Origin of the sequence: Dissulfurimicrobium sp. (assembly GCF_049968175.1) — a bacterium.
GTDB lineage: Bacteria > Desulfobacterota > Dissulfuribacteria > Dissulfuribacterales > Sh68 > Dissulfurimicrobium > Dissulfurimicrobium hydrothermale.
On sequence record NZ_JBMFRG010000024.1, the window covers coordinates 16,298 to 27,935 of the forward strand.

At 50.1% G+C, this 11,638-nt stretch carries 8 protein-coding genes; 4 read left to right on the plus strand and 4 right to left on the minus strand.

Annotated elements, in window-relative coordinates; all coding sequences use genetic code 11:
* Positions 1-10: 10 nt before the first annotated feature.
* The 4 genes from lysA to ACP5SG_RS04570 are packed head-to-tail and all read left to right on the plus strand — an operon-like array spanning position 11 to position 3,825.
* Positions 11-1,279, plus strand: a complete 1,269-nt coding sequence (gene lysA, locus ACP5SG_RS04555; protein WP_237888563.1) for a diaminopimelate decarboxylase — start codon at positions 11-13, stop codon at positions 1,277-1,279.
* Between the two features lie 4 nt (positions 1,280-1,283).
* Entirely contained in the window at positions 1,284-2,102 is an 819-nt protein-coding gene (gene dapF / locus ACP5SG_RS04560; RefSeq protein WP_237888564.1) for a diaminopimelate epimerase, read from the plus strand.
* A complete protein-coding gene (gene mltG / locus ACP5SG_RS04565; RefSeq protein WP_424661601.1) occupies positions 2,102-3,166 on the plus strand; it encodes an endolytic transglycosylase MltG in 1,065 nt (354 codons plus the stop codon). Before dapF ends, mltG begins: the two co-directional genes overlap by 1 nt.
* A complete protein-coding gene (locus ACP5SG_RS04570; RefSeq protein WP_424661600.1) occupies positions 3,166-3,825 on the plus strand; it encodes a hypothetical protein in 660 nt (219 codons plus the stop codon). The genes mltG and ACP5SG_RS04570 overlap by 1 nt, the downstream gene beginning before the upstream one ends.
* Here ACP5SG_RS04570 and ACP5SG_RS04575 read toward each other — a convergent pair.
* From ACP5SG_RS04575 to ACP5SG_RS04590, 4 genes are all read right to left on the minus strand, one after another.
* A complete protein-coding gene (locus tag ACP5SG_RS04575; RefSeq protein ID WP_237888567.1) occupies positions 3,822-4,655 on the minus strand; it encodes a hypothetical protein in 834 nt (277 codons plus the stop codon). The two genes, ACP5SG_RS04570 and ACP5SG_RS04575, sit on opposite strands and share 4 nt — an antisense overlap.
* A 113-nt stretch (positions 4,656-4,768) precedes the next feature.
* Positions 4,769-7,252: an AMP-binding protein gene (locus ACP5SG_RS04580; RefSeq protein ID WP_428122399.1), complete on the minus strand. Its 2,484-nt coding sequence runs from the start codon at positions 7,250-7,252 to the stop codon at positions 4,769-4,771.
* Positions 7,253-7,297: 45 nt separating this feature from the next.
* Entirely contained in the window at positions 7,298-9,496 is a 2,199-nt protein-coding gene (gene malQ, locus ACP5SG_RS04585) for a 4-alpha-glucanotransferase (protein ID WP_424661710.1), read from the minus strand.
* A 262-nt stretch (positions 9,497-9,758) separates the two neighbouring features.
* Positions 9,759-11,330, minus strand: coding sequence for a hypothetical protein (locus ACP5SG_RS04590; RefSeq protein WP_428122403.1), 1,572 nt, complete (start codon positions 11,328-11,330; stop codon positions 9,759-9,761).
* Positions 11,331-11,638: the final 308 nt, after the last annotated feature.

Consider the following 11,638-nt stretch of genomic DNA (forward strand, 5'->3'; position numbering starts at 1 on the left):
AGGTAGCTATATGGATCACTTTGTTTTCAAAAACGGCGAACTTTATTGTGAAGATATACCGGTAAAGAAAATAGCCGAAGAGGCAGGCACTCCGCTTTACATATATAGCACGGCCACACTGGAGAGACACTTCAAGGCCTTTGAAAAGGCCCTTGTCCACCGCAACCACATCATCTGTTTCGCCGTCAAGGCAAACAGCAACATAGCTGTGTTAAACATCCTTGGCCGTCTCGGCGCTGGTGCCGACATAGTCTCAGGTGGGGAGCTCTTCAGGGCGTTGAAGGCCGGAATACCCGCCGACAGGATAACCTACTCAGGCGTAGGCAAGACCAGACGGGAGATCGAATACGCCCTCAAGGCCGGCATCTTGATGTTTAATGTGGAGTCATTAGACGAACTCTACACAATCGGCGAGACGGCGGCAAGGATGGGAAAGCGGGCTGGCATATCATTCCGTGTAAATCCGGATATCGATCCAAAGACGCACCCTTACATCTCGACGGGCCTCAAGAAAAACAAGTTCGGACTGCCGGTTCAAGAAGCCGTTGAGGCATATCGGCTTGCCTCTGGGATGGACTGGCTCGAAACGATCGGCGTAAGCTGCCATATCGGCTCACAGATCACAGAGACTGGTCCCTTTAAAGCTGCGGCCGAAAAGATAGGTAGCCTCGTAAAAGGGCTCGAGACAGAAGGCATAAGGCTAAAATTCATTGACTTGGGAGGCGGGCTCGGCGTCAGATACAAAGATGAAACACCGCCTGAACCTGAGGAATATCTCGCCGCAGTAATCCAAGAGATATCATCGCTCCCGCAGACCTTGATACTCGAACCAGGCAGGGCCATATGTGCAAATGCAGGGATCATGGTCACCAAGCTCCTCTACACAAAGGACTCTGGGGAAAGACGTTTTTATATAGTGGACGCAGGCATGAACGACTTCGCAAGGCCGAGCCTCTATCAGGCATATCATGAGATCGTGCCGGTGACCGGGCCGACCGCCGGAACGGCCGCCTTGCTCAAACCGACTGACGTCGTTGGACCTATATGCGAGACAGGCGACTTCCTGGCCAGGGGATGCCCGATGCCGTCCATGAAAAACGGCGACCTCATTGCAGTAAGGGGCGCCGGGGCCTACGGCTTCAGCATGTCCTCCAACTACAACTCGAGGCCAAGGGCAGCTGAGGTATTGGTGGCCGGAGACAGATTCAAGGTCATAAGGACAAGGGAGACCTATGAAGACCTCATAAGGGGCGAGGAGATCTGGGAGGCCTGGAGGTAACGCAATGGAACCGTTGAAATTCAAAAAGATGCACGGAAGCGGCAATGACTTCATCCTGATAGACAACAGAACCAGTCTCATTCAAGCAGATACGGCCCATGATCTGGCTAGGCGTCTATGCCGTCGTAGATTCTCAATCGGGGCGGATGGCCTTATCCTTATCGAGGGGTCAGAAACGGCTGATTTTAGATGGCGCTTCTTCAACGCTGATGGAAGCGAGGCTGAGATGTGCGGAAACGGCGGCAGATGCGCTGCAAGGTTTGCAGTTCTTACAGGGATCGCCGGACCGAAATTAAAATTTGAGACAGGGGCCGGACTGATCCATGCCGAGGTGAAAGGTGCGAAGGTAAAGCTTGAACTTCCAGCCCCAGCCGACATGGAACTGAACATATCCATTGATGTGAAAGACGACCGAGTCACAACACACTTCATAAATACAGGCGTGCCGCATGCAGTGGTTTTGGTGGACGACCTCAAAAGATGCGACGTTGTAGGACTTGGAAGGGCGATAAGATTTCATGAACGCTTTAAACCCGCAGGTGCAAATGTAGACTTCATCAAGCTTGAAGGCCGGGATGTCCTTATCCGCACCTACGAACGCGGCGTAGAAGGTGAAACGCTTGCATGCGGTACCGGCTCAGTGGCAGGGGCCATTATAGCGGCGGTCAAAATCGGGCTTGCCCCACCCTTAAGGGTTAAAACAAGAAGTGGAGAGGTCCTGAAGGTCTATTTCGATCTGAACGGTGGAGAGGCAAGGGATGTATTCCTGGAAGGCGAGGCTGTGCTTGTATATTCCGGGACACTAGATGGAGACATCTGCTGATGCGTCTTTTAAAAGACCTCTGGTGGCTCCTACTTTTCTATGTCGTATTTCTAGGGAGTTATGAGGCATGGAACACCTGGAACTACTGGATGACACCTAAAAATACAGCCGCCCCGTCAAAAATCATCAACATAACGCCTGGCATGAAGTTCTCAGAGGTGGCCAACCTACTTGAAAGCGAGGGATTGATTAGGTCGAAGACGGGCTTCACCATTCTTGCTTGGATAAAAGGCATGAGCGGCAGGCTCCAGGCCGGCGAATACCAGCTTTCTCCGGCCCAAAGCCCGGATGACATCCTAGACTACCTGGTAAACGGGAAGGTGCTCAAACATGTCGTGACCATACCCGAGGGATTCAATATCTATGACATAGCCGGACTCATCGAGAACGCCGGGATCATGCCCAGAAATCGTTTTCTTGACGCCGCCAAAGATCAGGCCCTCCTCAAGAGACTCGGCATCGACGGCCGGACGGCTGAAGGCTATCTCTTCCCCGATACATATTTCTTCACTAAAGATACCCCTCCTCAGAAAATCATCGCCACAATGGTAGAGAGACTGAAAGATGTCTGGCGGAAACATGGCCTCCAAGAAAGGGCCAATGCGCTTGGAGTCACCATGAAAGAGGTCTTGATCTTGGCCTCGATGGTGGAAAAGGAGGCTGCAATACCCTCCGAGCGCCCAATAATCGCAAGTGTCTTTTGGAACAGGAGCAAGAAAGGCATGCCGCTGCAGTGCGACCCAACCGTTTACTACGGTATCTTGGACAAACTGGAGTCCGAATCAGGGACTGGAAAAGGGCCAAGCCTGCCGACAAGGCTTACCAAAAAAGACCTGCATACTAAGACGCCATATAACACATATTGCATAGACGGCCTACCGCCTGGCCCGATTGCAAACCCGGGTCTCGATTCCATAAAGGCAGTCCTTTATCCTGAGAAGACGGATTTTTTATATTTTGTGTCGAAAAACGATAACACACACTATTTTTCAAAAACCCTCGCCGAACACGACAAGGCGGTGGAAAGATATCAAATAAGAAAAAACGACGAAGGAGGTGTCTGATGGATAATACAATCCCAATACCAGGTCTTGTAATTCAAGGAGACGGCTCCTACGCCCTTACTATTGAATGCCCAAACGGGATTATAACCCCTGAGGTCATCGATACATTATCAAGGGTCGTAAAAGAGTTGGGGATAACCGTCCACATCACCACTGCTCAGAAGATCATGCTCCTGGGGCTTGACCAAAAGACAGGCCGGAGGGCAATAGAGCTCCTGGAAGAAGGCGGGGCTGGCGTAAGGAAGGCCAGGGATATCTCCCAGCCAAGGGTGTGCGTAGGTAAACCATATTGCAAGCTTGCACTGCAGAAGACCTTTCCGTTTGGAGAGTATATCTACAAAGAGCTTGCCAGGATCCCTATCCCGCCGAAATTGAAGGTGGCGGTGGCTGGTTGTCCGGCCTGCTGCTCATGGGCGAATATGGTGGATATAGGTTTTTCAGGCAGAAAGAGCGGCTTTGTGGTCATGCTCGGAGGCCATGGCGGGAGCAGACCCAAGGAGGGATGCGAGGTGGGCAGGATCTCGTCGCCTGAAGAGGCGGGCGAGATAATAAAGAGGCTTGCCGCGATGTTCTCAAGGCATGTAAAGATAAAATCAAGGATGGACAGGCTGATAGAGAAGATCGGCATTGAAGAGTTAAAAAGAGCGATAGGGTTTTAGCTGTTTTTTATCCTGTCAATCAGCACAGAGAGTGGCAATATCCTCCCCTGGCAAAACGGCGCTGGGTCAAACAAAGAGACATCGGGCCGTCGGGGCAGGATCTTCTTAAGATCGACATCGATCTTCAACCCCAAACCCGCCATCTCAAGATGAAAACCTGTAGGGTACGGCGAACCGTCAGGCAGTCCGTCAGGGGCACTGTAGCGTACATCGAGGCCTTCAAGCCTTAGATAAAGCGGGGCCAGGGTCTTTGGGTCAAGACCTACCACGCCCCGCCGCCCGTCTTCCACAAACCCTATGCACAGTGGCCGAACTGATGACCCTTCCCACTGCCCTGCAGGACACTCCGAGACATCTTTGTCACCACCCATGCCGTATGCTGACCATGGGGCGAGGACCAGCATAGCCTCATCGGCGATACCATTTAACATGCGGCCATCCGGCAGCAATGCCTCATCACCAAGATCCGCCGTATAGATGACGCCATGGGATGGTATGTAGAGGTAAAGCCAATCGTCTGTGAGCAGACAGTCAAAGACAGTAACACCCATAGCCCCAAGACCTGTCGCCCTGAGTTTCAGGCCGTTCTCTGCGCGCTCCCAGTTTATTATACCCGTGACCCTTGGCTGGGCCTTGCCCTTCAAGGTAAATTGAACCAGCGCATTTGCGCTCATGGCCGCTGGAAGCCTCGTCTGACGCTCCAGGGCCTCTTTAATGGGAAGCGAAATCTGCTTGAGCGGCCCAAGCTGAATAGTACTCGATGGGGCGACGATAGCGCACCCGCCTATCGCCATCAATAATAACGCCGAGAAAATGACTTTAACCAACATAAAATTTCCCTTAAACAAATAAACCACCGACATGCAAAACAATTCATTAAACCGTAACGAAGTAGATTTTTTAGAAAGGATGAATAAAAAAATAAAAAACCGACGATAAAGACTTACAGCACGACGCCCTTTTTCATAGCACCTTCTATTGACCTCTTCACTATACCGACGATCTCGTCATAATCCATCCCGTTCGGAAAGACAGGTGGCAAGAATTTCAAATGTATCTCATAAGGTCTTGGGATAAGGCTTCCTAATGGAAAGGCCCTGAATGCACCGTCTATCGCAACCGGAACCACAGGGACACCGATCTCCTTGCTCAAGATGGCAAAGGCCTTTTTAAAAGGCAAAAGCCCTCCGTCCCTTGTACGCGCACCCTCAGGAAAGATTACTATTGACTTGCCCCTTCTAAGGAGGACGGCGGCCTTTTTCAGGGCTGATGCAAGGTTTCTGTTCAAATCGAACGGGATCACATGCATCCTTGGGGCTATAGCTCGCCTAAGCGGCGACCTAAAATATTCCTCTGTGGCTATAAAATAACTGTCTCTCAGGGCGTACGACGGAAGGGCCGCTATTATCAAAAAGCCGTCAAGGAGGCTCTGATGGTTGGGGGCAAGGATAAAAGGCCGCGCTGGTAGGACATCGGCGCCACTGACCTTGAAGCGGAAATACGGTCTGGCCGTAAGGGATAATACAGCCTTCAAGGTCAGGATAGACAAATCGCCTTCATATATATCTATATCGACCACCCCATCGGCACCAAGGACATCCCGCCAGCCGACCTCACCCCTTTCAACCCTTACAGCATCCTGTTTTATATAGACATAAAGATCCTTAACAAGGAGGAGGTGCGAGAGCTCATCTTCCGTCACAGACATCCCGAAGGTCTTTTCAATGAAGCTCAAAAGCTCAATCTTGCCAAGGGAATCAAGGCCGAGATCCATCTCAAGGTGGTCTTCCAGGAAGACCTCCTTGCCGGAAACTTCCTTGAGATATGCACTCAAGGCAGTGAATACCTCATCAGAGGGACCTTTTGACCTTCTCTCAGACCTCTTCGCCGCCGTAACAACCGAACCAAGCAGATGCCTCTTTATCTTCCCAAGCCTTGTCTTGGGAAATTCAGATGAAACCACATCAAAACCTGATATCTTCTTGTAATCAGGGACAGACCTGTTGTATTCATCTATAACCTTCCATTTAATGAACTCGTTTATATTGCTAATGTTAGCTGCCTTTAAGGCCTCAAGATCAGGGCGCACGAGACAAAAAAGTCTGCCATTTTTCTCCATAACGGCCGCCTCCTTCACACAGGCCGCTGTAGCAAGCACCATACCCTCTATCTCTTCGGGATTGATGTTCTTGCCATTCGAAAGGACGATCATGTCCTTTTTTCTGCCCGTGATATATAGATAACCGTCCTGGTCCAGTGCGCCTAGATCCCCGGTATAGAACCAACCGTCCCTTATGGCGTCTCTAGTCCTATCAGGCAGATTCAGATAGCCCTTCATTACATTGGGGCCCCTTACTGCAATCTCGCCCCCTTCGATCTTCACTTCGACTCCTGGGAGAGGCCTACCTACCGAACCTATTTTAATGACACGGGGCAAATTGAAAGAGATGATGGGAGAGGTCTCCGTGAGCCCGTAGCCCTCAACCACAGGGAGACCAAGGGCAGCGAAATCTCTTGCAATCTGCGGTGAGAGCCTTGCCCCGCCGCTTACAAGATACCTCAGTGCACCTCCCAGACGAACGCGAAGCCGTCTGAATATGAAACGGGATATAGCCAGCCGATCAAGGGATCTCGACAACATAAAAAACATGAAAAGGATGGGATTTTTGCGTACGCGGCCCATTATCGACCGATAAAAGAGCTCGAAGACCCTGGGGACCCCTACAAATATGGTAACCTTATAGGTCCTGCAGGCCGTAATGATCTCATCCGAAGACGGCTTGTCCACCATCACGATAGTGGCGCCGAGAAAGAGGGGGGTCAGGACAGTCGTCATTATAGGATATGTATGATGAAATGGCAGGATCGAGAGCAGTCGGTCATCCCTTGAGGCGATCCCTGTACTTATGATGCCTTCTATGTTTGAGAGGAGATTTCTTTGCGTTAGCACCACACCCTTTGGTCTTCCCGTAGTCCCTGATGTGTATGGGATCAAGGCCGCATCGTCGTCCGAAAGGGCCGAGCTGAATCTCCCGCCATGTACAACCAAGCTGGACAAATCCTCGAATACGAAGATATGTCCGGGTCTCGCACCTGAAGAAACGGCATCCAACAGGACCTTTTCAAGCACCTTTGATGTAAAGATCGCCTTCGGCATGGAATCGTTGAACACATGCACTATATCGGTTGGAGATGAAAGGGCATCTATCGGGACAACCGCAGCACCCCTTTGCCAAGCTGCATAGACAGCACATATCCATTCAGGCCTGTTTTCGGAAAAAATAGCCACCCTGTCCCCATGTCCAACAGGAATGAGATCTGAAAAGGCCTTGATCCAGGCGTGAAGCCAGGGAAACGAGATCTCCCTTCCCTGATAAATAATGGCCGTCTTGTCAATATCTGCTATCTTCATTGGATGTACTGGCATGTGTTGCTTCAGCGGGTCGCAAAGGCCAAATGAATGTATGAGCGGCTACTGAAAAGAACGCCTAAGCCATTCAAGAAGGGGCAAGACGTCTTTATCTTCGAATACGGCCTCAAGATCTTTTGAAAGTCTCCTCTTCCAGTTCGGATACTCATTCACCGTGCCAGGCAGATTCGCCTGATCCAGCTCGCCAGTCAGGTCTTCCATCTGAACCGCAAGTATCTTCGAACGGCATCTAACAAGATAGCTATATACTGCAAAGACCAGCTGTGGCGTCATTTTTTTTGGCAGACCGGTCTTGTCATCGATCTCATGGCCTCGCAACATATCATTGGATACAAGGCCTTCTTTTTTGAGCGCCTCAAAAAGCCAAGCCTTGGCCCTGTCTCGCCAGGTGATCTCACGCCCCTTAATCTCTTTCGTCGGAAAGAGATTAAGCCTGTCTCTGATCTCCACATCTCGCCCCTGCCAAAAGCCGTAGAGGGTCGGAAGATCATGTGTGGTCACCGAAACCAGGGCATTGGTCGGATATTCGGCAGGCGGCCTGAAAGAGCCGTCTTCCTTGGTTTCAAAATAAAAGACCCTGGTGGAGAATACGTCGGCCTCCCCAAGCCCTGAACGCACCTCATCAGGTACGGTTCCAAGATCCTCTCCTATGACCATACACCTGTTTCTATGGCTCTCAAGTGCAAGGACCCCAAGGAGGTCTTCAAATGGATACCTCACATACACCCCTTTGTCAGGCTTCATACTGCAAGGCACCCAAAAGAGGCGCATAAGACCCATTACATGATCGATCCGAAGGGCGCCATTATGGCACATGTTCCTACGGAGCATCTTGATAAACGGCAAGTAAGCAGACTCCTTGAGCCTGATAGGGATTATAGGCGGCAGGCCCCAGTCTTGGCCATTGGGATTGAAAGCATCAGGCGGGGCCCCAATGCCTGCATTCAGTGCAAAAAGTCCCTTGTGGTACCAGACATCAAAGCCTGTTCTGTCGACGCCTACCGGCAGGTCCAAATAGAGTCCGACCTTGAGCCCAAGCTCGAACGAGCGTTGCCCAATAGCGGCAAGCTGCCTCTCGGCCTGCCACTCCAGATAGCAATAAAAATCTACACGATCCCCTCTTTTTGATGCAAAGTCTGTAACCTCGACTGAATCTGGATCTTGATATGCCTCCGGCCAAACCGGCCAGCCCCAGATCGCTGAGTCCCGTCCCTTGAAATACTCGCTGATGGCATTAAATGTACTGTATAATTTAAGCGCCTTGCCACCTTCTTTTTTAAACGTCAAAAACTCCTTGGCCCTCTGACTGTTGTTTACTAGGTGATTTCTCTTAAAGTGCCTAAAAAGCACCTCAAGCACCTCCAATTTCAGGCCCGCCACCCCCTCATAGTCCACAAATCCGCCCTCTCTTAGATGTGAAAGCCTGGCCTGAAAGGCCTGCCCCCCGGCCAAAGCCTTCGCCTCTTCGCATTCAGCAAAATCGGGCACTGCCTCTATATCAATGTTGAGATAATTCAAAAAAAGGCGGCTCGACGGGCTGTAAGGACTTATGTGTGACGGATCGCAGGGGGAAAGGGCGCACAGCGGATTTGTACCCACAATCCCTGCACTGAAAGCTGAAAAACGCTCAATAACCGTCTTCAGGTCTCCAAAGTCTCCAATGCCCCAATTACGCCTTGAACGCAGTGCATACAGCCCGACGGTCGGACCCCAGGTCCTGCCGTCTCTGAAAAGCCCATCCGGAACATAGCACCTCTTGGGGCACACGATAAGAGACATGGATAAACCGCCTGGCTCTTCATCGGAAAACAGCAAAAAGCGGTGATAGCCCATGGGCATTGATACAGGCAGCATAAGGGAATAACGGAAGATGCGCCTGCCATTGATCTCATGCGATCCCTTGACCTGGAGATCGGATGGCCTAAACGCCCCGGCATGCGATACCCCAGCCTCTTCCAAAACCACCCATTCGAACCTGAAACCATCCTTTTCATGCGGCAATGTCAACAATATCTCGACAGGAGAGCCAAACGATACCACCCTGACCGGCTCAAGCACCCTCAACCACAGGTCCTCTTTGAGCCTCGACAATGCGGCCTCATAGCCATCGCCGTCCAATACCCCCATACCATGGAGGATATTCATCACGGCCTCGTCCTGTGCAACATGCCATTTGCCCCAGATATCCCAATAGCCATGTTCAATGCCGCAAAGCCTGAGAAGCTCTTTGATGTCCTCCATTTGATGGGAGGTCCTCCATTCTTACCCTGCCCTTATGGGAGGAATGTCGCAACTATATTTTATATTTTTAATATACCTGAGATTTCGGTCGTGGGCAAAGGCAACCAGCGGCGGCCGATTTATCAGGATACCGGTGACTGTCAGTTCGACGGCCACTATTTTTATGACATCTTTGAGACGGTTGGAATAAAGAAAGGCCCTGCAACAGCAGGGCCTTTCTTTTAATAGGAGGCTACAATATGCCCTTGCTAGTTCTTCATTGCTAGAAGAAGTATTGATACTGAACCCTTACACCGACATCGTCTTCATCGCTTGGATTATGGCTTATCGGATAGGTGAAGCCGAGCCTCTTGGCCTCTGACATACTGATCTCATTAAAGTTGCGGCGCATCCAACGGACATCGGCCGATACATACTGATTGAAGCCATGGATATAATAGTTTACACCAAATATATACTGCTGAAGATTGTCTTCCACCGCGTAGCCATCGCTGAGTTCTACAAGACCGAGACCACTTCTGAGGCTTTTTTCCAGGTTGTTGCTGTTAATACGCTCGAAGTATGCGGCCTTAAACACAGCCTCCCACTTCTTAGGCACGATAAAGTAACCGACATTCGCCCTGGCCGCCCAGCGGTCCCATGTTTGCTCCAGACCCTTTGAGTCGCCAGGATCCTGCTTGAACTCCTCCCACCCGGCCTCAAGGTCGGTGGAAAAGCCCAGATACCTGAAGAGAAGCGCCGAATCAAAACCGTAGTTTTCGACGTCATGGATTCCGGTCTTTTTAGTACCTGCATTGTTGTTGGAGGTATCGAGCTTTGTGTCGAAGTAGTTGTTCACCCTATCTCTGTTTGTGAAGCTGGCAAGGACGAGGGCTGCAAGCGGTTTTGTGTTGTAGCCATAATCGCCCTGCATGAAGTAGTGATTAAACCCACTTGGCCCCATCGGACCTCTCGGATCAGAGCCCGGCAGGAAATTAATCCCTATCCGTGCCACATACAGCATATTGGAGTCCGTATTAGTAAATCCTCTTGTATCGCGGCCATTATAAACACCAAGCCAGTAGGCAAGGAAATCTTTCTGGCCAAGCATGTCCACATAGCCGTTCACGTTTATGCCCTGGGAACGAAAGAGCTCCATACCGCCGGCAGGGAACCCATTTGCAAGCAATTGGTTGGAGACGTTTAGTGGGGCATTATTACTCGGGAAATTATAGGTAGTCTGACCGAATTGGTCCTTGGTAACCTCTGAATCCCCTGTAAATATGGTGCGGTCAGCGCCGTTTTGCATGAAACCGCTCTGCCAAAACTCTATGCTGTATGGTATTTTCATACGGCCTAACTGCACCCTGGCGAATTTATACTTCTGCCACTGAATAGTCGCATCGTGGAGATTGACTGCACTCTGGGGCTCAAGCTGGACATGTACAAAATATTCCCAATCTTTGTTGGGTGCACTGCCATCTACAAAGAAACGGATGCGGCGGAAATTGAAGTTGCTGTAATTTTCTGTATTCTTGGCAACGGTATCGTCTGTAAAGACATAGGTGTATCTTGGCTGGATCCCGGTCCTGAAACGGAACTTGTATTCATTGTCGGTCTTCGGGTCTTTATACTCGATACGGAAACCATCATTCCAGTAGACGTTCAAGTTGGAAGGGGGGGCCTCCTTTTTATTCTTTTCAAGTTGATCGATCCGCTGCATAAGCTCCCTTACCTGGGCCTTGAGCGCTTTTATATCCCCGCTTTCATCAGCCCTTACCTGCAGAGACAGGGCCAAGATCCATGCCGATACACATAACAATACAAAAAAAACAAGATAAATCCTCTTTCCCATTACATTCCTCCTTTTTCTCTTTTCTTTCCTAATAAATCACTGCGGATGCATTTTATTATGTTATCTCCATCACCTCCTTCCTAGCCTGGATCGTCTCCATAAACAGACTTAAAAGTGAAATTTTGTTACAAATTTCTCAAACTTTTTAATTAGTTAGATCATCTAAAAACGATGATAGAAGAAAAAAATATATTTTGCAACCCAAATTCGTTATATATTTTTACGATATAAAAAGTTGATAGCATCGCAAAAGGTCGCCGACTGCCGTGTTGCGCTGCATCCTTCGTCACCGCGACGTACAAGAAAAT

Coding starts and splice junctions, on each gene's coding strand:
- lysA (WP_237888563.1), top strand. CDS start 11: ATGGATCACTTTGTTTTCAAAAACGGCGAACTTTATTGTGAAGATATA.
- dapF (WP_237888564.1), top strand. CDS start 1,284: ATGGAACCGTTGAAATTCAAAAAGATGCACGGAAGCGGCAATGACTTC.
- mltG (WP_424661601.1), top strand. CDS start 2,102: ATGCGTCTTTTAAAAGACCTCTGGTGGCTCCTACTTTTCTATGTCGTA.
- ACP5SG_RS04570 (WP_424661600.1), top strand. CDS start 3,166: ATGGATAATACAATCCCAATACCAGGTCTTGTAATTCAAGGAGACGGC.
- ACP5SG_RS04575 (WP_237888567.1), bottom strand. CDS start 4,655: ATGTTGGTTAAAGTCATTTTCTCGGCGTTATTATTGATGGCGATAGGC.
- ACP5SG_RS04580 (WP_428122399.1), bottom strand. CDS start 7,252: ATGCCAGTACATCCAATGAAGATAGCAGATATTGACAAGACGGCCATT.
- malQ (WP_424661710.1), bottom strand. CDS start 9,496: ATGGAGGACATCAAAGAGCTTCTCAGGCTTTGCGGCATTGAACATGGC.
- ACP5SG_RS04590 (WP_428122403.1), bottom strand. CDS start 11,330: ATGGGAAAGAGGATTTATCTTGTTTTTTTTGTATTGTTATGTGTATCG.